This is a genomic window from Streptomyces poonensis, assembly GCF_014650915.1.
Lineage (GTDB): Bacteria > Actinomycetota > Actinomycetes > Streptomycetales > Streptomycetaceae > Streptomyces > Streptomyces poonensis.
The window spans coordinates 327,821-351,545 of record NZ_BMVW01000005.1 but is presented as its reverse complement, the minus strand read 5'-3'; the positions used below and the strand labels follow the sequence as shown (position 1 = coordinate 351,545).

The following is a 23,725-nucleotide window of genomic DNA, read 5'->3' as shown; positions in this document are numbered from 1 at the left end:
CTGTTACCCGGGGGTACGGACCTCTCGCGGTTACGAGGGTCAGCGCGTCAGCGCCGCCGCATGCACCGCCTTCACCAGCCGTGCGTTCTCCGGCGCCGCCCCGCCCGGGAAGGCCATCCGCCGCCGGGTGTAGCCGTACCCCAGGCCGCTGCGCGGGTCCGCGAAGGCCTGGGCGCCGCCCGCGCCGCTGTGCCCGAACGCGCCGGCGCCGAGGAACGGGTACCAGTTCTCGGCGGTCGCCTGGAAGCCGAGGCCGTACGCCTTGGGGGCGCGCATCACCAGGTCGAGGCCGATCGAGTGGATCTGGCCGACCTCCGCGACCATGTCCGGCTTCAGCAGCGGCGGGCGCCCGTCCACCTCGCTGACCGCCGCCGCGTACATCCCGGCGAGCCCGCGCGCGGAGGCCACGCCGCCCGCCGACGCCGGTCCCTTGGCGCGCACGGTACGGGAGTTGGCGTGGTCCACCAGCTCGCCCGGGTCCGGCACGTGCGCGTTGAACGCGATGGAGGTGAGGGTGTGGGGGCCCGTCGGAGCGGCGTCGAGGACCGCCTGCTCCTCCGGGGTCGGCACCATCGGCTGCACGGAGCGGAAGCGGGGCTCGTGCTCCTCGGGGAGGCCCAGGAAGAAGTCCAGCCCGTACGGGGCGCGCACCCGCTCCTCGTAGACCTCCTGGAGCGTCCGGCCGGTCGCCCGCCGCACCACCTCGCCGGTCAGCGCGCCGATGACGAGCGCGTGGTAGCCGAAGGCCGCGTCCGGGCGCCAGTACGGGCGCTGGCCGGCCAGTCGCTCGGCGATGATCCGGTCGTCGGCCAGTTCCGCCTCGGTGAACCCGGCGTCGAGGCCGACCAGCCCCGCGCGGTGCGTCACCAGCTGCCGCAGGGTCACCGCGCCCTTGCCCTCGGCCGCGAACTCCGGCCAGTAGTGCGCGACTTCGCGGTCGAGGTCGAGGATGCCGTCCTGGACGAGGAGCGCCACCACGAGATGGGCGGCGCCCTTGGTGGACGAGAACACGCCGTACAGGGTGTCCGCGCCGGTGTCCGGGCCCGCCCACAGGTCGACGACCCGCCGCCCGTGCACGTACGCGCACAACTGGCCCTCGTAGTCCGGCCGCTGCCCGGCGACCACGGCGGTGAACTCCTCGCGCACCGCCTCGAAGCCCTCGGCGACCGTGCCGTGGACGGTGCCCGCTCCGGTACCCGTCCCGGAGCTCTCCTCAGTTCGCTGTGTCATCCCCACTCCTCATGGCCCTCACGGGCGAGGTCTACCTGTTCGACTCCCGCGCAACAAGAGGGCGATGCGGTCACGAATGCCTCGAACGGGACGTGCCGGGCGGAGCCGACAGGGCATGCTGGGGGCGGTTCGCACTTCGGCACGGCACAGGTACGGCACAGGTGAGGCTTCGCGCGAGGCGAGGAGGGCCCATGTCCCCGATACCGTCGCTCCCCGGCATCCCCGGCATGCCCAGCAGGGAAGACATGCTGCGGATGGCACGCAGCACCACCGAGATCACCGGCCAGCTCCTCGACACGGCCGGGAACATCACGAAGATCGCGGTCAACACCTTCGATCCGCGCGCCGGCTCGGGCGCCGAGGTGCTGCGCGTCCTGAGCCAGACCACGGCGGATCTGGCCGAGGCCAGCGCGTCCCCGCAGGCGCAGGAGGCCTTCTACCGGATCGTGGACACGCTGACCCGGCTCGGCACCAGCGGCGCGCCCCTGGCGGTCCACCCCGTGAGCGAGCCCGCCCAGGCCCTGCTCACGGCGCTGGGCGACAACCTGCTCCCGGTCCTCGATGCCGTGGAGCCCGCGGTGGAGGAGGCGGCGGACGCCCTCGGTGAACTGGTGGAGGCCACCTCGCCGATCGTCCCGGCCGCCGCCGGGCTGGCCGCGGGCGCGCTGCTGGCCCTGACGCCGCTGATCCGCGCGTCCGCCGAGATCCTGCGCGACTCGGCGCCCGAACTGCGCCGCATCGCCGACGCGCTGACCACGGCGCTGGCCCCCCTCATGCCCCTCCAGCTGGCCCTCGCGGAACGCGCGGCGGCCGCCGGCGCCGGAGTCGTCCGCGCCGCCCTGCCCCCGCTCGCCGACCTCACCGAGGCGGCGGCCGCGACCACGAAGGCGGCCCGCCCGGTGCTGATCGCGGGCGAGGAGATGGTGGTCGCCGGCCTGGAACAGCTCCAGCCCCTCCTGATCGGCACGGCGTCCCGCGCGGGCCGGTTCGCCCGGGCGGCGGCGGTACGGGTGCAGGCGGCGATGTCTCCGGCGGCCGAACAGGGCGTGGTGGTGGCCGTGGCACCGGCGTGACGGAGGGAGCCGCCCAGGGTGACGGGGGAAACGCACTCCCACCCCGGCTAAAGTGCACCCCATGCGCGATCTACGGGTGGGATTCACGTACTTGCTCCGCGGCCAGCGATGGGTGGCCGGGCACGGGAAGCAGTATGGCTTCTCGCTGCTCCCGGGCCTGATCACGCTGGTGCTGTACGGGGCGGCCCTCGTCGCGCTCGCCCTGTGGGGCCAGGACCTCGTCGGCTGGGCGACGCCGTTCGCCGACGACTGGGCCGACCCCTGGCAGGGCCTCTTCCGCGGGTTCCTGACCGTCGTCCTGTTCGCCCTCGGCCTGCTGCTCTCGGTGGTCACCTTCACGGCGACGACCCTGCTCGTCGGCCAGCCCTTCTACGAGAGCCTCTCGGAGAAGGTCGACCGCGACGTCTCCCCGGACGGCACCGCCCCCGACTCGGGCCTGTCACTCGCCCGCGACCTGTGGATCTCGGCCCGCGACAGCCTCCGTATCGTCGTGCGCGCCGCGGTGTGGAGCGTCCTGCTCTTCGCGCTCGGGTTCATCCCGGTCGCCGGGCAGACCGTCGTCCCCGTGATCGGCTTCATGGTCACCGGGTTCTTCCTCACCGAGGAGCTCACGGCCGTCGCCCTCCAGCGCCGCAGCGTCGAACTCCGGGAGCGCCTGGCCCTGCTGCGCTCCCGCAAGGCGCTGGTCTGGAGCTTCGGCACCCCGCTGGGCCTCGCCTTCCTGGTCCCGTTCGTCGCCGTCTTCCTGATGCCGGGCGCGGTCGCGGGCGCCACGCTGATGGCCCGCGACCTGCTCGGCGAGGAGACCCGGGAGGTCGGCGACGAGGAGTCCGGCCGCAGCCGGGACGGCGACCAGGAAGGGGCTCCGGCCGCCTGAGCCGCGGGCCCGGCGGCGTCCCGTACGGACCGGTCAGCAGCAGTTGATGTCGTCCGTCGCGTGGAACCGCCCGCCGCCCCCGCCGGAGGCCTCGGCCGCGACCCGCACGATCGCCCGCGTCTGCGCGATGATGTCCAGCCGGTTCCGTACGAACTGCGGATCGGTCACCGTCCCGGTCGCCGGATCCGTGTTGCCCGTCCCGAACTGCAGGACCGGTGTGTGCACATGCCCGCCCGGCAGCGCGTCGTGCAGCCCCAGCCGGTCGCGCAGCAGCGTCGCACGGTACGCGATCTCGTTGGACAGGTAGTCGCCGCCGCCCCCGGCACGGGCCGTGGAGCCGGGCGTCGGCCCCTCCGGCCGGACGACCGGCTCGGTCCCGCCCGCCGGGATCTCGGTGACACCCGTGTTGTCGTACACCGGGAAACGGCCCGTGTCCGCGGCCACGACGTCCGCGTACGGCAGGGTCGTGGACGTCCACTGCGGCTGGGAGGCCGGGTCGGTGACGGGGACGGTCTCCGTGCGGGAGACGTTCGCGTTGTCGGGGAAACCGCCCCGCCAGGCGCCGTTGGTGCGCTCGACGTCGAAGCGGCCGACCCGGCCCTGGCTCACCGTCGTGAACAGGTCCACGTGCGGCAGGACCGGCCGCAGCGCCCGCTCCACCTCACGGTCGGCGAAGTCGTCCCAGCGGACCGGGAAGACGGCCGTCTCGATGCGCGCCGGACCGTCCGCCGTCCGGATCGTCGTCCCGTCGAGGGCCAGCGCGGTGGCGCCGGACGGGTTGGAGATCCGTACGTCCCGGTCCAGGGTGAACGGGTCGAAGCCGGTGACCAGGATCCGCTGCACACCCTTCGCGCGCGGGTAGCGGAGGGAGTCCTGCCCGCGCGAGGTCCGCTCCACCGCCTCCAGGAGCCGGTTCCGCTGGGCGTCCGTCAGCCCGAAGCCGGGTTCCCAGCTCCGTAGCGCGCGCGTCATGCCCAGCCGGGCCCAGTACAGCGGCCGGTCGTCGTCCTTGCTGATGTCTCCGCGCAGCGGCTCGCGCCCCTGCGCCCGGTCCACGGCTCTCCGCCACAGCCGCGCGCCCTCGCGCTCGGCGACCCGCTGGGCCTGCGCGTACGACCGCGCCTTCGCCAGCGACCGGGTGAAGTCCGGTGCCACATCGTCGAACCCGGAGCGTCGCAGGATCTCCTGGGGCGCGGCCCGGTCGAGACGCAGTTCCTCGACGGTGGAGGAGGGTGCCGCGGTCGTCGCCGAAGCCGTCACCGGTGCCGCGAAGCCGGTAATCAGGGCCATGCCGAGTATGCCGATTCGAACCCGCAGGGAGGTCAAGGGAATCCGGCCCCTTCTGTCGCCGTGTCGTGGGGGACGGCGGCAGTATCGCGTGACCGCGGCGGCGTATGCCATGGGGCGGTGCGGGAGCGGCCGGCCGGGACTCAGCCGGACTCGCCCGTCCCGCCCAGCAGCCCCAGGAAGTCCCGGAACGCCTCCGGCATGTCCACCGCCTCCGGGTCCAGCAGCCACTGGTACTGCAGCCCGTCCATCACGGCCACGAGCAGCACAGCCGCCCGCTCCGGGGTGAGCCCGCCCGGCAGCCGCTCCCCGTGCTCGGACCGCAGCGCCTCCGTCATGGTGGCGCGCACCCTCCCGTACCGCTCGGTGAAGTACGCGCGCGCGGGATGGTCCTCCGTGACGCTCTCGCCGAGCAGCGCGGAGAAGGTCTGCACGATGCCGGGCCGCATGGCGTTGTACTCGACGAGCGAGGCCAGCAGATCGAGCCGCCACGGGCTGTCGGGCACCGCGTCCCACTGGTCCCGCTCCTTCAGCACCGCGACGAGCAGCGCGTCCTTGGTGGGGAAGTAGTGCAGCAGGCCCTGCTGGGTGAGCCCGACCCGCTCGGCTACCGCGGCCATGCTCGCGCCCCGGTAGCCGCGCTCGGCGATCACCTCCAGAGCGGCCCGGACGATCTCGGCACGCCGTTCCTCACTTCTGGCCCTGGTGCTCATGGCGTCACCGTACGGCAAACGGGTGCCTCCCCTTCACCTGATATATAACGGCGAAATAACGAAACCTACCAAGTTACAGGTGTCGGGTGCAGGATGGAGGCACGCACGGACGTCACCGCTTCGACGAGGAGGCACCGCCAATGGCGCACCCCCGCCCGCAGACCACCGACTCTCCGCAGTCCGGGAAAACCCCCGTCACCTCGGCCGACGAGGCCCGGGAGGCCCGCGAGGCAGCTGTGGAGGCCGCCCTGCGCGGGCTGGACCTCGACGCGAAGGCACGGCTGCTCGCCGGACAGGACATGTGGACGCTGCCCGCGCTCCCCGAGATCGGCCTGAAGTCGCTCGTCATGTCGGACGGCCCGATCGGTGTACGGGGCGTGCGCTGGACCGCCGACGACCCGTCCGTGGCGCTGCCCTCCCCGACCGCGCTCGCCGCCACCTGGGACCCGGAGCTCGCCCGCCGGGCCGGAGTGCTGCTCGCGCAGGAGGCCCGCCGCAAGGGCGTCCACGTCCTCCTCGCGCCCACCGTCAACCTGCACCGCTCGCCGCTCGGCGGCCGCCACTTCGAGGCGTACAGCGAGGACCCGTACCTGACCGGGCGGATCGGCACCGGCTATGTGCGGGGCGTGCAGTCCGGCGGCGTCGGCACCACGGTGAAGCACTTCGTCGCCAACGACGCCGAGACCGACCGCTTCACGGTGGACAACCTCGTCTCCGAGCGCGCCCTGCGCGAGCTCTACCTGGCCCCCTTCGAGGCCATCGTCGAGAACGCCCACCCCTGGGGCATCATGACCGCCTACAACACGGTCAACGGCACGACGATGACCGAGCACCGCTACCTGGTGAACGAGATCCTGCGCGGCGAGTGGGGCTTCGACGGCTTCAACGTCTCCGACTGGATGGCCGCCCGCTCCACCGTCGGCGCCATCGAGGGCGGCCTCGACGTCGCGATGCCCGGCCCGCGCACCGTGTACGGCGAGGCCCTCGCCCGGGCGGTACGGGACGGCGAGGCCGAGGAGGCGAAGGTGGACGAGGCCGTGCGCAACGTCCTCCGGCTCGCCGCCCGGGTCGGCATCCTCGAGGGCGCCGATCCGGCCGTCACCGACCTCCCCGCCACCGTCGACGGCGAGGCCCTGGCCCGCGAGATCGCCCGCCGCTCCTTCGTCCTCGTCCGCAACGAGACCCGCGACGAGGCCCGCGACGAGGCCCGCGACGGGACCCCCGCCCTGCCCCTGAAGCCCGGTGGAACGGTCGCGCTCATCGGCGCCGCCGCCCGCGACGCCCGCGTCCTCGGCGGCGGCTCCGCCACCGTCTTCCCCGCCCGGATCGTCTCCCCGCTCGACGGGCTCACCGCCGCCCTCCCCGAGGGCACCCTCACCTACGCCCTCGGCGCGGACCCCAACGAGGAGCTCGCCGTCGCCGACCAGGGCTTCGAGCTGCACGCGGTGTGCCGCGCCGCCGACGGCACGGTCATCGGCACCGGCTCGGCACCCAACGGCCAGATCCAGTGGATGGGCGACGACCTCCCCGAAGGCGTCACGCACGACCGCCTGCACACCGTCGAGCTGACCGGCACGTTCACCCCGCGCGAGAGCGGCCCGCACACCTTCGGTGTCAAGGGCATGGGCTCCTTCACCCTCACCATCGGCGGCACGACGTACTACGACGACGTCCAGCGCCCCGCCAAGGACGACCCCTTCGAGGCGTTCTTCGGCGCCCCCGTGCCCCGGGCCCAGGCCGAACTGACGGCCGGCGAGCCGGTCGAGGTCTCCCTGACGTACGTCGTCGCGCTCCCCGAGGACATCCCGCTGAAGGTGATCGGCTTCGCGCTCTGCCACCAGGAGCCGCAGCGCGACGCCGACGAGCTGATCGCCGAGGCGGTCGAGGCCGCCCGCGCCGCCGGCACCGCCGTGGTCGTGGTCGCCACCACCGACCGCGTCGAGTCCGAGGGCTTCGACCGCACGGACCTGCGGCTGCCCGGCCGCCAGGACGACCTGGTGCGCGCCGTCGCGGCCGCCAACCCGAACACGGTCGTGGTCGTCAACTCCGGCTCGCCGGTGGAACTCCCGTGGCGGGACGAGGTCGCCGCGGTCCTCCTCACCTGGTTTCCCGGCCAGGAGGGCGGCGCCGCCCTCGCCGACGTCCTCACCGGCGCCCACGAGCCGGGCGGCCGGCTCCCCACCACCTGGGGCTCGCTGGCCGACGCCCCGGTCACGCGGGTGGTGCCCGAGGACGGCGAACTCCCTTACACGGAGGGCGTGTTCATCGGCTACACGGCCTGGGAGAAGGAGGGCCGCACCCCGTCGTACGCCTTCGGGCACGGCCTCGGCTACACCGCCTGGGAGTACGAGTCGATCGAGGTCACCGGCACGGCCGTGACCGTCCGCGTCCGCAACTCCGGCGGGCGCGCGGGCCGCGAGGTCGTCCAGGTCTACCTCGCGCCCGCCGAGCCCGGGGCCGGCCGCCCGGCCCGCCGGCTCGCCGGGTTCGCGGCCGTCGAGGCGGCCCCGGGGGAGCGTGCCGAGGCCGTCGTGGAGCTCCCGGACCGCGCCTTCGAGATCTGGGACGAGGGCACCGGCGCCTGGACGCGGGTGAAGGGCGCGTACGAGGTCCAGGCGGGCCGCTCGGCCGCCGACCGCCGCCTGACGGCGCCCGTGGAGGCGTGAGGCGGCAGGCAGCCCGCCGCGCGCCCGGCCACCGCCGCTAGCGCACGGAGAACCCGTACACGGTCTCCGACCGGTACACCCCGCCGGGCCGCAGCACCGTGCTCGGGAACTCCGGCCGGTTCGGCGCGTCGGGGAAGTGCTGGGTCTCCAGGGCGATCCCGGCGCCGGGCACGTACGGCAGGTCGGGGGCGAGGTGGTCGGCGGTGTAGAGCTGGAGCCCGGGCTCGGTGGTGGCCACGGTCAGCACCCGCCCGGACCCGGCGTCGTACAGCTCGGCCACCTCGGCGGGGGTGTCCGTCACGCCCTTGTCGAGCACGAAGTTGTGGTCGTACCCGGAGCCCACCTCCCGCTCCGTACGGAAGTCGAAGCGCGTGCCCTCGACCGCGGTGAGCTCACCCGTCGGGATCAGGTCGGCGTCCACGGCCGTCACCCGTGAGGCGTCCAGCCGGAGCCGGTGCCCGCCCGCGGGCCCCGACCGCGCCCCCGCCAGGTTCCAGTAGGAGTGGTTCGTCAGGTTGACCACGGTCGGCGCGTCCGTCGTCGCCTCGTACGCGATCCGCAGCGCGCCGCCGTCCTCGTCCAGCGTGTACGTCGCGGAGACCGTGAGCCGCCCCGGAAAGCCCTCCTCGCCGTCCGGGCTGATCCGGGACAGCCGCACCCCGCCCTCGACCGGCTCGGCCTCCCACACGCGCTTGTCGAAGCCGCGCTCGCCGCCGTGCAGCGAGTGGGGCGGGGTGTTGCGGGCCGGCTCATGGGTGCGGCCGTCCAGGGTGAAGCGGCCGCCGGCGATGCGGTTCGCGTACCGCCCGGCCAGCGCCCCGAAGTACGGCTCGGGGTGCGCGAGATAGCCGTCGAGACCGGGGAACCCCAGCACCACGTCCGCGGGCCGGCCCTGCCGGTCCGGCACCTCGGCCGACTGCACGATCCCGCCGTACGTCAGCACCCGCACCCGTGTCCCGCCGCGCTCCAGGGTCCAGCGGTGCACCGGGGAGCCGTCGGGAAGTGTGCCGAAAAGTTCACTCATGATCGAACTCTAGGCCACCGTGTCAGGAGGGCTCCTCGCGGGCCGTGACCGCGCGGTACGCGATCTCCGCGAGCCGCGCCTGCCCCTCGACGCTCGGATGGAACCAGTCCCACGGGCTGAGTTCGGAGCCCCCGAAGCGGTACGCGAACACCGCGCCCCCGTCGAAGCGGCACCGCCGGTCCTTCGCGCACACCTCCTCCAGCACCGCGTTGTACGCCTCCACCCGGTCCCGCACCGTGTCGCGCCGCTTGCTCGCCGCCGCGTCCAGGGCGTCCGGATCGGCCAGCATCGACGGGCAGATACCGAGCTGCCACACCTGCTTGCCGAGCGGGTTGACGCGGCCCACGGACCACAGCCGCTTCAGGTCCGGCACGCTCGCCACGTACACCTGTGCCTTCGGCGCCTCCTCCCGCAGCGTCTCCAGGGCGTCCTCGAAGGAGGCGCGGAAGTCCGCCACCGGCGTCATGGCGTCCGTCGTGGGGCGGCACGCGTCGTTCGCGCCCGCCAGCACGGTCACCAGCTCCGGGCGCCGTGCCGCCGCCTTCGCCATCTGGTCCGGCAGATCGGCCATCCGCGCCCCGCTCACCGCGAGGTTCCAGCTGCGGCCGGCGGCTCCGGCCGCGCCCAGCAGCCGTACGGCGAGACTGTCCACCCTGCTGTCGCCGCCGGTCGCCCATGACACCTTCGGGCAGTCGGCGAGGACCGAGCACGCGTCGTAGCCCGTGGTGATGGAGTCCCCGACGGCCGCCACGGACCGCGGCGTACGGTCCCACGCGCGCGTGGGGGAGGGGGAAGGGCTCGCCGTCGCCGTGGTGCCGTCCGGGGCGGGCGAGTCGCCGCCCGTGCCGCCGCAGCCGGCCGCTCCCAGCAGGGCCGCCGTCACGGCCGCGAGCACCGCCCGCACCCGGTGGCGTCGTGTCCGCATCCGCAGGTCCCCTTGTTCGTATACGGCGCGGTCACCCGGCCCGTTCGTCACTGTCGGTAGCCTCCGGGCCGTTCCGCCCGGTCAGCACGGGTCCCTCCGGACGGCCCCCTTACCGGGGGACACCCCCGGCCCCCGCCGGAAACCCGCTCACACGTCCCGCCGGGTGAAACCTCGTCGTTTCCCGGCATCGGCTCCGACGGTACGTCACACTCCTTGCCCCGTCGCACGGTAGCCTCGCCACGTGGCTGCCCTGCCGCTCCCCGTTCCGTTAAGTTACAAGTCGGGAGGCCCCGGTGACGACACGTGGAGTCCTGTACGTGCACTCCGCGCCGCGCGCACTCTGCCCGCACGTGGAGTGGGCCGTGGCGGGAGTCCTCGGCACGCGTGTCAGCCTGGACTGGATCCGGCAGCCCGCGGCACCGGGCACCTGGCGGTCGGAGTTCTCCTGGCAGGGCGAGGCCGGCACCGCCTCCCAGCTCGCCTCCGCGCTGCGCGGCTGGCATCTGCTCCGCTTCGAGGTCACCGCGGAGCCGTGCCCGACCGCCGAGGGCGAGCGCTACAGCTGCACCCCCGATCTGGGCATCTTCCACGCGGTCACCGGCATCCACGGCGACATCCTGATCCCCGAGGACCGGCTGCGCGCCGCCCTGGTCCGCTCCCAGCGCGGTGAGACCGACCTGGAGGCCGAGATCGCCCGCCTCCTCGGCAAGCCCTGGGACGACGAACTGGAGCCCTTCCGCTACGCCGGCGAGGGTGCCCCGGTGCGCTGGCTGCACCAGGTGGTCTGAGGACCGCGCCGGGCCCTCCCAGGACGAGCGGAGCCCTCCCGGAGCAAGCGGAAGGCCCCCACCGGGCGGTGGGGGCCTCCTCATGTCACGACGGCCGTGCGGCCGGTCCTCAGATGGTGCGGAACGCCAGGACGACGTTGTGCCCGCCGAACCCGAACGAGTCGTTCAGGGCGGCGATGCGGCCCTCGACGGGCAGCTTGCGGGCCTCGCCGCGGACGACGTCGGCGTTGGCCTCGGCCTCCGGGTCGATGTTCTCGATGTTGATCGTCGGCGGGGCGATCCGGTGGTACAGCGCGAGGATCGTCGCCACGGACTCCACGCCGCCCGCGCCGCCCAGCAGGTGGCCGGTCATGGACTTCGTGCCCGAGACCGCCATGTGGTCCGTGTCGTCGCCGAACACCTTGCGCAGGGCCTTCAGCTCGGCGACGTCACCGGCCGGCGTCGAGGTGGCGTGCGCGTTGACGTGCACGATCTCGGCCGGGTCCAGATCGGTGCTCGCCAGCAGGTGCCGCAGCGCGTCCGAGATGCCGCGGCCCTCGGGCTCCGGCTGCACGATGTCGTGGCCGTCGGCGGAGATGCCCTGGCCGACCACCTCCGCGTACACGCGGGCACCGCGCTTCGCGGCGTGCTCGGCGGACTCCAGCACGATCACACCGGCGCCCTCGCCGAGGACGAAGCCGTCGCGGGCCGTGTCGTACGGACGCGAGGCGCCCTCGGGGTCCTCGTTGTTCTTGGACATCGCCATCATGTTGCCGAACGCGGCGATGGGCAGCGGGTGGATGGCCGCCTCGGTGCCACCCGCGACGACGACGTCGGCGCGGCCGGTGCGGATCATCTCGACGGCGTAGCCGATGGCCTCGGCGCCCGACGCGCAGGCGGAGACCGGGGTGTGCACACCGGCGCGGGCGCCGACGAGCAGACCCACGTTGGCGGACGGGCCGTTCGGCATCAGCATCGGCACGGTGTGCGGGGAGACCCGGCGGACGCCCTTCTCCTTCAGCACGTCGTACTGGTCGAGGAGGGTCGTCACGCCGCCGATGCCGGAGGCGATGACCGCGCCGAGCCGGGCGGGGTCGACCTCGCCGTTCTCGGTGGCCTTCTCCTCGAAACCGGCGTCGGCCCAGGCCTCCTTGGCCGCGATCAGCGCGAACTGCGCCGAGCGGTCCAGGCGGCGGGCCTGCGGCCGCGGAATGACCTCGGTCGGCTCCACGGCGATCTGCGCGGCGATACGGACCGCCTGCTCGGCGGCCCAGTCCTGCGTCAGGGGGCGGACACCGGAACGTCCGGCGACCAGGCCCTCCCAGGTCGTGGCAGCGTCGCCACCCAGCGGTGTAGTTGCGCCGATACCGGTGACGACCACGGTGCGATTGGTCGAGCTCACGGGAATTCTTTCTCCAACGGATTGAGGATTCGTACGGCGCCACCGCCGGGTGGCGGGGCAAGGCACCGGACCGGCCGTGGGACCGGACCCGGTGCCGCAGCCCGGCCGGATCCGGGGATCACGGATCGGGCCTGGTGCCGTGGCCCGGGCCGATCCGGGGATCAGGCCTGGTGCTTGAGGATGTAGTCGGTCGCGTCGCCGACCGTCTTGAGGTTCTTGACGTCGTCGTCCGGGATCTTGACGTCGAAGCGCTCTTCGGCGGCGACGACGACCTCGACCATGGACAGCGAGTCGACGTCCAGGTCGTCGGTGAAGGACTTGTCCAGCTGGACGTCCTCGACCGGGATGCCGGCGATCTCGTTCACGATCTCCGCGAGACCGGCGACGATCTCTTCCTGAGTGGCGGCCATGGTGGCGCTCCTTCTTGATTGTCCAGAGGGTGTGGCGGTGGTTCCCGTACCGGACCGTGTGACCTTGTCCGGCACGGAGTGCCTAGGGGAGGGTAACGACCGTCGCGGCGTACACGAGACCCGCCCCGAAGCCGATGACGAGCGCGGTGTCGCCGCTCTTCGCCTCGCCGGACGCCAGGAGCCGCTCCATAGCGAGCGGGATCGAGGCGGCCGAGGTGTTGCCGGTGGTGCGGATGTCACGGGCGACCGTGACGTGCTCCGGCAGCTTGAGTGTCTTCACCATCGAGTCGATGATCCGCACATTGGCCTGGTGCGGGATGAAGACGTCCAGGTCGTCCGGGCTGATCCCGGCCGCGTCCAGCGCCTGCTGGGCGACCTTCGCCATCTCGAACACGGCCCAGCGGAACACCGCCTGGCCCTCCTGCGTGATCGCGGGGAACTTGACGTTGCCCGCGCTGTCCAGCGGCAGGGTGGAGACGTCGCCGGTGGGGGTCCCCCCGCTCGAGCGAAGCCGAGAGTGGGGGAGGAACTCGTTCCACGGCACCGTCTGCTTGATCGTCTCGGACTTGTCGCCCTCGGAACCCCACACGGTCGGGCCGATGTGCGGCTCGTCGGAGGGGCCGACCACGACCGCGCCCGCGCCGTCACCGAAGAGGAACGCGGTGGCCCGGTCCTCCAGGTCGGTCAGGTCGCTGAGCCGCTCCACGCCGATCACGAGGACGTACTCGGCGGAGCCCTCGACGATCATGCCCTTGGCGAGCGTCAGCCCGTAGCCGAAGCCCGCGCAGCCGGCCGAGATGTCGAACGCGGCGGCCTTGTCCGTGCCGAGCTTGTCGGCGATCTCGGTCGCCACGGCCGGGGTCTGGCTGAAGTGCGAGACGGTCGAGACGACGACCGCGCCGATCTGCTCGGGTGAGATGCCGGCGTTCGCGATCGCCTTGCCGGACGCCTCGATGGACATCGCGGCGACGGTCTCCTCGGGGGAGGCCCAGTGCCGGGTCTCGATGCCGGAGCGGGAGCGGATCCACTCGTCGGACGAGTCGATCTTCTCCAGGATCACCTCGTTGGGCACCACCCGGGTCGGGCGGTAGCCGCCGACACCGAGGATGCGCGCGTACGGGGCGCCCTTGCCGGGCCTGATCTTCGACATGCTTCTCGGGCTCCTTGTCAGGCGCCCGCCGCGTCAGCGGCAGGTGTCGACGACGCGGCGGCGATCAGCTCGCGGGCGGCGTCGAGGTCTTCGGGGGTCTTGAGGGCGACGGTCTGCACACCGGGCAGGGCGCGCTTGGCGAGACCGGTGAGCGTGCCGCCGGGGCACACCTCGATCAGCCCGGTCACACCGAGCTCCTTGAAGGTCTCCATGCACAGGTCCCAGCGCACCGGGTTGGCGACCTGCCCGACCAGCCGGGACAGCACCTCGTCCCCGGTGGCGACGGCCTTGCCGTCCTTGTTGGACACGTAGGTGACGGCCGGGTCGGCGGGCGTCAGGCCCTTGGCGGCCTCGGCGAGCGCGTCGACCGCGGGGGCCATGTGGTGCGTGTGGAAGGCGCCCGCGACCTTGAGCGCCACCACGCGGCGGACGCCCTCGGGCTTGTCCGCCTCCAGCGCGGCCAGCTGTTCCAGGGTACCGGCGGCCACGATCTGGCCGGCGCCGTTCACGTTCGCCGGGGTCAGGCCCAGCTTCTCCAGGTGCGGGACGGTCGTCTCCGGGTCGCCGCCGAGCAGCGCCGACATACCGGTCTCGGTGACCGCGGCGGCCTCGGCCATGGCCAGGCCCCGCCTGCGTACGAGGGTCAGGGCGGCCGTGTCGTCCAGGACGCCCGCGAACGCGGCCGCGGTGATCTCGCCGACGCTGTGCCCGGCGACGGCGCCGGGCGCGATCCCGGCGATGTCACCGAGTGCCGCGGCGGACAGCAGACCGGCCGCGACCAGCAGCGGCTGCGCCACGGCGGTGTCACGGATGGCGTCCGCGTCGGCCTCTGTGCCGTAGTGGGCGAGGTCCAGACCGATGGCGTCCGACCACGCGCCGAGGCGGTCGGCGGCACCGGGAAGGTCGAGCCAGGGGGTCAGGAAGCCGGGCGTCTGGGCGCCCTGGCCGGGAGCGACGAGTACGAGCACTCTCACACTCTCTCTTGGGGACGGCCGAAGCCGCCCGTGGGGACAGGGACGAAGAACACGGAGGGGTTTTGTGGAGCCCCGACAAAACCTTAGGCCTGAGGATCTCCATCGACCAGACGCCCCAGGATCAGCGCGATCCTCAGTGTGAACGCGGACCGTACATCGGAGGGCGACCAGCCGGTGACGTCTGTCACACGTCGGAGCCGGTAGCGCACGGTATTGGGATGGACGAAGAGCATCCGGGCGGCGCCCTCCAGACTCGACGCCTGCTCAAGATAGACGCTGAGAGTCTCCAGCAGTGCCGACCCGGCCTCCTCCAGCGGTCTGTAGATCTCCTCCACCAGCTGCTCGCGAGCGCTGGGGTCACCGGCGATCGCGCGCTCCGGAAGCAGATCGTCCGCCAGTACCGGGCGGGGCGCGTCCTGCCACGCCGAACACGCCTTCAGACCGGCCGCCGCGGCCTGCGCGGACCGGGTCGCGGCCAGCAGATCGGGCACGATCGGCCCGGCCACCACGGGCCCCGCAGCGAACGGCCCGATCAGGGACTTGGCCACCTGCAACGGGTCGTCGCTGCCCCCCGCGATCACCACGAGCCGGGTCCCGAGCACCCCGGTGAGCACCTGGAGCTTGGCGTGCCGGGCGGCCCTGCGGATCGCCTCCACGGTCAGCTCGCTGTCGCCGTCGGGCGCCGTGCCGAGAATGACGCAAACATGATCCGGCGAGTTCCAGCCGAGCGCGGCGGCCCGGGACACGGCCCCCTCGTCGGCCTCTCCGGACAGCACCGCGTTCACGACGAGCGACTCCAGCCGCGCGTCCCAGGCACCGCGTGCCTCGGCGGCCTGCGCGTACACCTGGGCCGTGGCGAAGGCGATCTCCCGCGCGTACACGAGGAGCGCCTCGCGCAGCACGGACTCGTCACCGGGCGCCGCCACCTCGTCGATGGCGCTCTCCATGACCTCGATGGTGGTGCGCACCATCTCGACGGTCTGCCGCAGGGTGATGGCCCGGGTCAGCTCGCGGGGGGCGGTCCCGAAGACATCGGTGGAGATGGCCTGCGGGGCATCGGGATGCCGGAACCACTCCGTGAAGGCGGCGATACCGGCCTGCGCGACCAGCCCGATCCACGACCGGTTCTCGGGGGGCATCGCCCGGTACCACGGCAGCGTCTCGTCCATGCGCGCGATGGCCTGCGCGGCGAGGCGTCCGGACGACTTCTCGAGTCGCTTCAGCGTCGCGGCGTGTGGATGGCTGTCGTGCTGACGGGCGGCGCGCTGGTGGGGGTCGGAGTTGCTGGTTTCGGGTTCGGGCACGGGGACAAGACTGCCTCATCCGGACGGGGGCATGCGGAGCCGGGGCCTGTACACGGCGTTACCGGGCGGGTTTACCGTGGAGTCCGTGATGGACGTACGGCGCGCCGCTGACCGCTACCCCGGAGGCGACCCGGCAGCCGGGATCGAGTCCCGGCACGCCTTCTCCTTCGGCCCGCACTACGACCCGGACAACGTCCGCTTCGGTGCGATTCTGGCGTGCAATGAGGAACGCCTGGCTCCGGGAGCGGGCTTCGACGAGCACGCGCACAGCCACACGGAGATCGTGACGTGGGTGGTCGAGGGGGAGCTGACCCACCGTGACTCGACGGGGCGGGAGACACGGGTGCGGCCCGGGGACGTGCAGCGGTTGAGCGCGGGGGGTGGGGTCCGGCACGTCGAGCGCAATGACGGGGATGTGCCGCTGGTGTTCGTGCAGATGTGGCTGGCGCCGCGGGAGGTCGGGGGTGTTCCCGCGTACGAAATCGTCCGTGGCCTTGGCGACGCCGTGCCGTATGGGGTGCCTGAGGCGGGGGCGGTGTTGCGGGTGTGGAGGTTGGGGGCGGGGGCGCGGACTGGGGTGCTGTCCGCTCCGTATGTGTACGTGCATGTGGTGCGTGGTGAAGTGGACCTGGCAGGCGTGGTGTTGGGGGCCGGGGACGCGGTGCGGATCGTCGGCGAGAAGGGCCTGGAGATGACGGGCCGGGCGGACGCCGAGGTGATGGTGTGGGAGATGGCCGACGGAGCGAGTGCGGTGGCGTGAGCGACTTCGCGGCATGGCGTGGGCCCGCACCCTCGGAGAAGGGTGCGGGCCCACGGCCGAGCAGTGGCTAGTCCCGGCAGTTCATGTCCACCGTCACCAGCGATTCCGGATGACCGAACCGCTTGGCGAGCGCGACGAACGCGTCACATGTGCTCTTGTCGATCGCCACGAAGTACGACTTCACGGCGCGCAGGAACAGTCTGTAGCCGAGGTCCGCGCAGACTTCGACGACCGTCCGCTCCAGCGCCGGTACGAGGCCCGGCAACGGGAGCGGGTAGATCGACTCCTCGGCTGCCTTCGTCAGGTCACCGGCGACCAGGTGGATCACCTGGAGAACGAGACGTCGCAGTTGCTTGTCCGTCACGGGAGCGGCGGACGGCGGAACGAACGCGGGGTCGGCCCGGCGCTCCGCGGCTAGCCAAGCCCCCTCGATCCTCTGCAGCCAGGTACGCGCGTCCACGCCGTCCCTGGCCGGGTCGAAGCTGTCGTCGGTGGCACCGAGCCACAGCGTGCGGATCGTCTCGTCCGGGAACGGGGAGCGCAGCAGAAGCTGGACATCCTTGCCCAGTTGCAGGGCCGCCGGGCTGTCCAGGTCCGTCACCGACCTCGCCGCGATACGCAGCACGGCCGCGAGCGGCCCCTGCTCGACGAGGCAGTCGAGTTCCTCCACGGGGAGGTACTCCAGGTCCTCGCACTGCGCGGCCAGCCACGACAGCCCGATGTCCGCTGCCATGGTCATCCCTCCAGGTAGGCGGTGTAGACGACGTACTTTGTGGGTTGGTGGGACTTACCCACGTACTTCAGCTGGATGACCACGGTGTTGCCGGCGGCCACTCCCTGCGGGCCGTTCCGCACCCACTTCTTGCCGAGGGAGTCGCCCATGCCCTTGACGGTCCAGCGGATGGTCTTCAGATCCTTCCTCGGATCGAAAAGGATGCCCTTCCCGATCCGCCGAGCCTGCTTGTCCTTCCACGTCGCCAGCTCGTCGGCCTTGCCGGGCTGCATCATCCACTCTCGCATGGCCCGGTCGACGGCTTCCGCGGCGGTCGCCTTGTCGGTCCACCTCGTCGCAATGCCGTTCTGCGACGCATTCGCCTTGGCTGCCATCTGGGCATCGTTGAGGTTGACGTGCTGCTCCAGGGTGTGAGCTCCCTCGATGCCCTCGTCGGCGATGATGTTGGTGCAGTTGTGGACGAGGACGTCCTGCGGACGGGTCCCCCCGGTGCCGACGTAGAACGTGTGCGGCCCGTCGACCGTCAGGTCGAACACCTCGCGGGGAGCCGCATCCGTCCGGTCCCGGAGCGCCGTGACGGCCCGGAACGCAGCGTCCGGTGTGCGCAGCCGGTCGCCCACGCGCAGATCGGAGACCTGGGTCCAGCCACGTCCGTCGACGTAGAACCGGTGGCCCGCCGTGCTGGTCAGCACCCCGTCGGCCACGGTGATGTCGACCAGCCACCGCGTGTCGTGCCGGAAGGTGTCGGTCACCGGTTGCGCGGCCGGCCGCCCGGTCGCGGGGTCCGTGGCGAGCACCAGGTCACCGAGCCGTACGTCCCGGATCGCCTTGCGGGAGCCGTCCGCCATGAGGACCTGCGTACCGCCCGGGAAGCTGTTGACCCGGCAGGCGGTGACCACGTCCTCGTAGACGTTGACCGAACCCTCGATCTTGGCGAGGCTCGCGGCGTCCAGGTCCAGGGCCTTCAGCGCATTGAACGCGTCCCGGACCCCGACCCCGGTGTGCATCGCGGCGTTCAGGGCGTGGATACCCTCGGCGATCTTGCCGAGCGCCTTGCCGGGGATGAAGTTGGAGGCCGCCCAGGCGCAGCCGCTGACACTGCCGTGCCAGCAGTCCACGAAGTCCTGGATCAGCAGTTCCTTGCCGATCCTGAGGTAGGTCTCGATGAGGCCCTTGAGGATGTCGGCCTGGGTGAAGGTGTAGGTCACTTTCTTCTTCAGGCCCTTGTAGGGCTCGGATGCCAGGAGCACCGTGTCCGCCGTGGGGCATCCGGACTGGGTCGCGGGGACGTCGGGGTTGGTGCACAGGTAGAAGTCGACCGTCACGTCGAACGTGTAGGTGAAGGTGACGGTGCAGCTCGTACCGAATCCCGGCGGGAGCTCACAGGGGTTGTCCTGCTTGGCGTCGGTGACCTTGAGGCTGTCCTCGTCGACGACGAAGAACGTGCCGCCGATGCCCGTACCGGCGCCGGTCGAGATCTGCTGGTTGGCCTCCTTGCGCGCGGCGGACTCCGCGGCCTCCTGCGCTTCCTCGGCGTACTTCTGCGCGTCCTTCGCCGCCTCCTCGGCCGCGTCCGCCGCGGCGTCGGCGCGGTCGGCCGCCGCCCGGGCGTCCTTCGCGGCCTGCTCCGCCTCGGCGGCGGCCGCGCGGGCCGCGGAGGCGTCGAGGGCGGCCTGGTCGGCGGAGGCCCGCGCGTCCTCGGCGTAGCCCTCGGCGCGCCCGGCCGCCCGGTCGGCGGCGGCCGCGTCCTCCGTGGCCTGGCGCTGGTATTCGAGAGTGCGGCTCAGGGACGCGGAGGCCTTGGACGCGGCGGTGGCGGCGTCGGCGGCGTAGTCGAGGGCCTCCTTCGCGTAGCCCCGGGCGTCCGCCGCGTACCCGGCGGCGTTCGCCGCGTACTGGTAGGCGGCCTTGGCGTCGCCCTGCGCCTGGTCGGCGTACGCCTTGGCGGCGGCGGCCTCCTGCTGTGCGTTCTTGGCGTGGGCGTCGGCGACGGCCTTCTGCTGCTCGGCGATGGTCTTCGACGCCTGCCCGGTCAGGACGACGAGGCTCGCGGCCGAGTCGGTGGTGACGTAGGGGGAGCCGAGTTGGATGGCGTCGTTGGCGGGCTTGGCGACCTGGGCGGCGGCGTTGCCGGCGTCCACGGCGGCCTGGGCGGTGACGTGGGCGTAGCCCGCGGCCTTCGCGGACGCCACCAGGGCGTTGGCGGCCTGCTTGCTCGCCTCGTCCGCGTGGGCCTTGGCGGTCTTGGCCTGCGCTTCCGCCTCCTCGGCCATCTTGACCGCCGCATCGGCCTCGGAGGAGGCGTGCTCGGCGGCGTCGATCGCGTCCGCCACGGCGGAGGTCGCGGTCTTCACCGCGGCGTCCGCCCTCAGCTTCGCGGCCTCGGCGTCGTCGGCGGCGGCACGGGACCGCTTGGCGGCCGCCTCGGCGCGGGTGGCGGCGGCGTCTGCGTCGGCAGCTGCCTGCGTCGCGGCATCGGCCTCGGAGCGGGCCCGCTGGGCCGCTGCCTCGGCGTCGCTCGCGTGCGCGTCCGCCTGGTCCGCGGCCGCCCTGGAGTCCTGGGCGTTGCTGTCGGCCTCGTGAGCCTGGGCGTAGGCCTCCTTCGCGTCCGCCTTCGCCCGCGCTGCCTCGGCCTTCTGCTCGGCGTCCCACGCGTCGTCCCGCAGATCACGGGCCTTGTCGCGGGCGTCCTCCGCGGCGTTCTTCTTCTCGACCGCGGTGGCCTCGGCGGCCTCGGCCTTGCCCTTGGCCTCCTTCGCGTTCGCCGCCTCGGCCTGGGCGTTCTCCTTGTGCCGGGCCGCTTCGGCCTGCTTGGCCTCGGCGGTCTCCTTCTCCTTCTTCGCGGTGGCCTCTTCCGCCTCCGCCTCGAGCCGCTTGGCGTGGGCGTCGGCGGCGGCCGCCTTGGCGTCGCCCTCGGCCTTCAGGGCCTCGGCGAGCTTGGCCTCGGCAGTCTCCTTGTCCTTCTTGGCGTTGTCGCGGTGGTCCTTGGCCGACTCGGCGGCGGCCTTGGCCTGGAGCTCCGCGATGTGCGCGGCCTCCTTGCGGAACTCCGCCTTCGACTGCGCGGCCTGGGCCAGTGCCCGCTGCGCGATGGTCAGGCTGTCCCCGGCGGAGGCGCGAGTGGCGGCCTCGGCGGTCTCACCGGCCTTCACCATCGCCTCCAGCGCGGCGGCCGCGCCCTTGGTGACCTGTGCCTTCTGCTGGCCGACGAGCAGACCACGGCCGCGCGGGGCGCCATTGGCGTCGGCGATGGCGTAGGCGGCCTGCTCGGCGGAGTCGGACGTGGCGGCCGCGTTCTTCGCCGCGGCGGCCTGCGCCTTGAGGACGGCGAGCTGCTTCGCCGCCCCCGCCCGGGTGCTGACGATGCCGGCCTTGGCCTGGGTGAACTGGGCCGTCGGCGGGAGGGTGCCCGTGAAGCCGGACGGCTTGATGGTGAACTTCTGCGGGTTGGTGTTGTTGCACGTGTACAGCTGTGCGTCCTGGCCCTGGTCGTACGTGTGCAGGTCCAGGCACTTGCCCGTGCCGACGTTCTTCAGGGGCGTGGTGGCGCGCACGTTGTAGTCCCAAGTCTGCGCCGGGGACTCGTTGCACGTCCAGAGCTGGATCTTCGTGCCGTTCGCCGAGTTGTTGCTGGAGACGTCGAGGCACTTCCCGGACTTCTTGTTCCACAGGGTGAGCGCCCCGGAGGTGCCTTCGAGCCCCCAGTCCTGTGCCAGCGAGCCATTGCACGTGTACAGCTGCACTGCGGTGCCGTTGGCCGTGCCGCCGCCGGCGGCTTCCAGGCACTTGCCGTTCGCGCCGTAGACCTGGATCACCGACGAGGCGTAGCCGATGTGGCCGATGCCGCCGGAGGACCAGTAGTCCTGCCAGCGGGCGAGGTGGTCGGCGGCCCAGGAGTGGCCCAGCAGGTCGCCCAGGGCCTTCGCGCCGGCGGCGAGCGCCTTGACGGCGTTCTCGTTGGCGTCGACGATCTGGTTGCGCTGCGTGGCCTGGGAGGCGATCTCCTGCTGCCACTCCTCGGCGGCGGTGTCGTAGAGACCGCTCAGCACCTTGTTCGGGTCGATCGGGTCACGCCACGCACACGAGGCGAACCGGGTCTTCAGGTCCTCGACCGCGATGCGGTACTCCGCCGTGCCCGGCTGCGCAGCGGTGCGGGGGAAGCCTCCGGAGGCGAGGAAGATCCGGGCGTCGTCCACGCCCGTGGGCTCCAGGGACCAGTTCGCCAGGTGGTCGAAAGCCCTCCCCTCCTCGTAGGCACGGTCCTGCTCCTCGGGGGGAAGGCTCGGGTCGTACTCCTTGTCGTACAGCGGAGTGCCGAGGTCCTTGACGGCCTTGACCGTCTGCTCGTCGGCCTCGGGTGTGGGGTCCTCGTAGAGGTCGTAGTCGCTCATCCAGAACCGGTCGGCGGTCCACTTGCTGAGACCGGTCTGGTCGTAGAAGTCCCCCTCGTCGTCACCCGGTCCGCCAGGAGCGTCGTGGAAGTCGGCGACAGTGAAGCCACCGGGTGTCTCCAGCCCGTTGAGGGGCTTCTCCCACACGTCGCGCTGGGCGTTGAGCACGTCCAGTTCCTGGCGCGCCGCGTCCTTGTCCTTCTCGAACGACGTGGCGAGCGGGGTGTCCGTCCAGTGCTCCCGGTTGGCCAGCACATGAAGCCGCTCCGGCGTCTGGTTGAGGCCGTCCTGCGCGACCGCGGCCATGGACGGACCGCCCAGGCGCAGCACATCGGCCATCAGGCACTGGTCCTGCCGCAGCTCCTCGGCGGCCGTCTCCTCGAACCAGTTGGAGGTGTCACTCGCCGGTTCGGTCCGTGGACTGATCACGCCCGGCTGGGCGGCCAGGCCGCCGAGGACGGCCAACGCGGCCACGGATGTGATGGCGGGGGTGAGGAATCTGTAACGTCGTGATCTGGGTCTGAACAACCCTGGTCCAAGGCGCAAGAGAGCATCCCTTCATGGCGAATGAGGGCAGGCGGGGGTACCCGTCAGAAGAGGCTGGGGTGATGCGCGAGGATCAGCCCGCTGTTCCGGCGCGGAGGCAGGAACGGCAGACGGCGCCGACCGAGGCGGCGTGCGCAATGAGCCTATGTGGCGACATGTCGGTTCAGCCCTCCCCCTGGCGGCGCTGTTCCCCCGGCCGCCGAATGATGCGCATGCGTCGTGGCGGAGTGGTCAAGATCCGCCATGCATGCGGTGGTCACCTTAGGCGGAGGCCAAGAGTGTTCAGCAAGGGGTGGGTTCGGCGCTCTGAGACCTGTGGCGTAGAAGAGCTCATGAGGAGCTCTCGCCTCGGCGAGCACAAATGCTGTGTTCACGACAGGAGTTACCTGTCTGTCCACTATGAAGCCAGGTGGGTAGAGCGATGCTTATCAGGCGGATGTTGACCGAAAGTCGACCTCGCTTACGCAGGTGTGACGAGCGACTACCGCCGCAGGTTGTCGACGAACGCCTGCCAGGCGTCTGCGGTGAAGGTGATGACCGGCCCGGACGGGTTCTTGCTGTCGCGGACCGGTACGGCAGCGGTGGGGCAGCCGTCGGCGACTTCGACACACTCGCCGCCTGTGCTGCCGCTGTAGCTGGACTTACGCCACTGTGCGTTCCTCGGGACGGAACTGGTCTCCATAGCGCTCCTCCATTACGCGGGCGATCAGTACCGCCGAGTCATCCAGGGAGAGGGCGGCGGCCTGCAAGCGAGCGTAACGGAGCGAAGCCTCCCTGATGGTGTCGGGATTGGCCGTCATGTGACCGGAGATCAGGTCCTCCGTGTAGAGGATGTCCGGGTCGTCGTCGAAGCGCATCACGGTGTACGCCCCGTCCAGGCTTGAGTGCTGACCGGCCGCGTTCGGCAACACCTGTACGTGCATCCACCGGTGACCTGTGAACCTCAACAGGTGGGCGAGTTGGCGTCGCATGACATCAGGGCCGCCGATCGGCCGGTGCAGTACGGCTTCGTCCAGGACCACCCAGCACAGCGGCGGTCGCTCGCGCTCCAGGATGCGCTGGCGCTCCATTCGGGCGGCCACCAAACGGTCCAGATCATCCGGCAACCCGGTGGCGAGGACGGTGCGTGCGTACTCCTCTGTCTGCAACAGTCCGTACACCACCTGCGCCTGATACGAGGAGAGGTAGGCAGCCTTCGCCTCCATGTCCGCGAACGGCTGGAACCAACTCGGCAGTTGGCTGCGCAGCACCAGGCCGATCAGCCGGGAGAACAGCCCGTCCGTGCCGAGCGCGGCGTCCACCCGCTCGGAGAAGTCGCGAGTGGGCACCTTCTTCGTCGTCTCGATCTGCCCGATCAGAGACCCAGTGCAAAAAATGATGTCGCCGAGCTGTCCTTGCTTGAGGCCATGCGCCTCGCGCTGGCGGCGCAGTTCCCAGCCGTAGTAGTCGAGTGGTGAAGCGCTGGGGTCGAGCGACTGGATGTTGGCCACGGC

General features: G+C 72.0%; 19 protein-coding genes. 5 read left to right on the top strand and 14 right to left on the bottom strand.

The window, feature by feature from the left end:
* Positions 1–39 precede the first annotated feature (39 nt).
* Positions 40–1,230, bottom strand: coding sequence for a serine hydrolase domain-containing protein (locus IE242_RS16555; RefSeq protein WP_189859830.1), 1,191 nt, complete (start codon positions 1,228–1,230; stop codon positions 40–42).
* 254 nt (positions 1,231–1,484) lie between these two features.
* On the opposite strand from IE242_RS16555, the gene IE242_RS16550 reads away from it, so the two are divergent.
* Positions 1,485–2,303 (top strand): hypothetical protein, encoded by an 819-nt coding sequence (locus IE242_RS16550; protein ID WP_189859988.1) that lies wholly within the window; start codon positions 1,485–1,487, stop codon positions 2,301–2,303.
* 61 nt (positions 2,304–2,364) lie between these two features.
* Entirely contained in the window at positions 2,365–3,180 is an 816-nt protein-coding gene (locus IE242_RS16545) for an EI24 domain-containing protein (RefSeq protein ID WP_189859828.1), read from the top strand.
* 33 nt (positions 3,181–3,213) lie between these two features.
* Here the strand turns inward: IE242_RS16545 and IE242_RS16540 are convergent, their stop codons facing one another.
* Together IE242_RS16540 and IE242_RS16535 are read right to left on the bottom strand one after the other, a co-directional pair.
* Complete coding sequence (locus tag IE242_RS16540; protein WP_189859826.1) at positions 3,214–4,506, bottom strand: pyroglutamyl-peptidase I; 1,293 nt, start codon at positions 4,504–4,506, stop codon at positions 3,214–3,216.
* Between the two features lie 104 nt (positions 4,507–4,610).
* Complete coding sequence (locus IE242_RS16535) at positions 4,611–5,198, bottom strand: TetR/AcrR family transcriptional regulator (protein WP_189859824.1); 588 nt, start codon at positions 5,196–5,198, stop codon at positions 4,611–4,613.
* A 122-nt stretch (positions 5,199–5,320) separates the two neighbouring features.
* Between IE242_RS16535 and IE242_RS16530 the strand changes: the two genes are divergently transcribed.
* Positions 5,321–7,846, top strand: a complete 2,526-nt coding sequence (locus IE242_RS16530) for a glycoside hydrolase family 3 protein (RefSeq protein ID WP_189859822.1) — start codon at positions 5,321–5,323, stop codon at positions 7,844–7,846.
* A 37-nt stretch (positions 7,847–7,883) separates the two neighbouring features.
* Here the strand turns inward: IE242_RS16530 and IE242_RS16525 are convergent, their stop codons facing one another.
* Both IE242_RS16525 and IE242_RS16520 read right to left on the bottom strand, forming a co-directional pair.
* Positions 7,884–8,870, bottom strand: a complete 987-nt coding sequence (locus tag IE242_RS16525; protein ID WP_189859820.1) for an aldose epimerase family protein — start codon at positions 8,868–8,870, stop codon at positions 7,884–7,886.
* Between the two features lie 22 nt (positions 8,871–8,892).
* Complete coding sequence (locus IE242_RS16520; protein ID WP_189859818.1) at positions 8,893–9,795, bottom strand: SGNH/GDSL hydrolase family protein; 903 nt, start codon at positions 9,793–9,795, stop codon at positions 8,893–8,895.
* A gap of 293 nt (positions 9,796–10,088) precedes the next feature.
* Between IE242_RS16520 and IE242_RS16515 the strand changes: the two genes are divergently transcribed.
* Complete coding sequence (locus IE242_RS16515) at positions 10,089–10,583, top strand: DUF3145 domain-containing protein (RefSeq protein WP_189859816.1); 495 nt, start codon at positions 10,089–10,091, stop codon at positions 10,581–10,583.
* A 109-nt stretch (positions 10,584–10,692) separates the two neighbouring features.
* On the opposite strand, the gene fabF is transcribed toward IE242_RS16515, so the two are convergent.
* From fabF to IE242_RS16490, 5 genes are all read right to left on the bottom strand, one after another.
* A complete protein-coding gene (gene fabF, locus IE242_RS16510) occupies positions 10,693–11,964 on the bottom strand; it encodes a beta-ketoacyl-ACP synthase II (protein WP_189859814.1) in 1,272 nt (423 codons plus the stop codon).
* A gap of 161 nt (positions 11,965–12,125) precedes the next feature.
* Positions 12,126–12,374, bottom strand: a complete 249-nt coding sequence (locus tag IE242_RS16505; RefSeq protein ID WP_004931691.1) for an acyl carrier protein — start codon at positions 12,372–12,374, stop codon at positions 12,126–12,128.
* Between the two features lie 82 nt (positions 12,375–12,456).
* The gene (locus IE242_RS16500) at positions 12,457–13,524 is read right to left on the bottom strand and encodes a ketoacyl-ACP synthase III (RefSeq protein WP_189859812.1); all 1,068 of its coding nucleotides are present in this window, start codon (positions 13,522–13,524) and stop codon (positions 12,457–12,459) included.
* 17 nt (positions 13,525–13,541) lie between these two features.
* Positions 13,542–14,492 carry an ACP S-malonyltransferase gene (locus IE242_RS16495; protein ID WP_189859810.1) on the bottom strand — a complete coding sequence of 317 codons (951 nt, stop codon included), beginning with the start codon at positions 14,490–14,492 and terminating at the stop codon, positions 13,542–13,544.
* A gap of 89 nt (positions 14,493–14,581) precedes the next feature.
* Positions 14,582–15,802, bottom strand: coding sequence for a PucR family transcriptional regulator (locus tag IE242_RS16490; RefSeq protein WP_189859808.1), 1,221 nt, complete (start codon positions 15,800–15,802; stop codon positions 14,582–14,584).
* Positions 15,803–15,890: 88 nt separating this feature from the next.
* Between IE242_RS16490 and IE242_RS16485 the strand changes: the two genes are divergently transcribed.
* Positions 15,891–16,562, top strand: a complete 672-nt coding sequence (locus IE242_RS16485; RefSeq protein WP_189859986.1) for a pirin family protein — start codon at positions 15,891–15,893, stop codon at positions 16,560–16,562.
* A 67-nt stretch (positions 16,563–16,629) separates the two neighbouring features.
* Here the strand turns inward: IE242_RS16485 and IE242_RS16480 are convergent, their stop codons facing one another.
* From IE242_RS16480 to IE242_RS16465, 4 genes are all read right to left on the bottom strand, one after another.
* The gene (locus IE242_RS16480; RefSeq protein WP_189859806.1) at positions 16,630–17,295 is read right to left on the bottom strand and encodes a hypothetical protein; all 666 of its coding nucleotides are present in this window, start codon (positions 17,293–17,295) and stop codon (positions 16,630–16,632) included.
* A 2-nt stretch (positions 17,296–17,297) separates the two neighbouring features.
* On the bottom strand, positions 17,298–22,160 hold the full coding sequence (locus IE242_RS16475) for a ricin-type beta-trefoil lectin domain protein (protein WP_189859804.1): 4,863 nt from the start codon (positions 22,158–22,160) through the stop codon (positions 17,298–17,300).
* Between the two features lie 553 nt (positions 22,161–22,713).
* A complete protein-coding gene (locus IE242_RS16470; protein WP_189859802.1) occupies positions 22,714–22,914 on the bottom strand; it encodes a DUF397 domain-containing protein in 201 nt (66 codons plus the stop codon).
* Positions 22,874–23,722, bottom strand: a complete 849-nt coding sequence (locus IE242_RS16465) for a helix-turn-helix domain-containing protein (protein ID WP_189859800.1) — start codon at positions 23,720–23,722, stop codon at positions 22,874–22,876. The genes IE242_RS16470 and IE242_RS16465 overlap by 41 nt, the downstream gene beginning before the upstream one ends.
* Positions 23,723–23,725 lie beyond the last annotated feature (3 nt).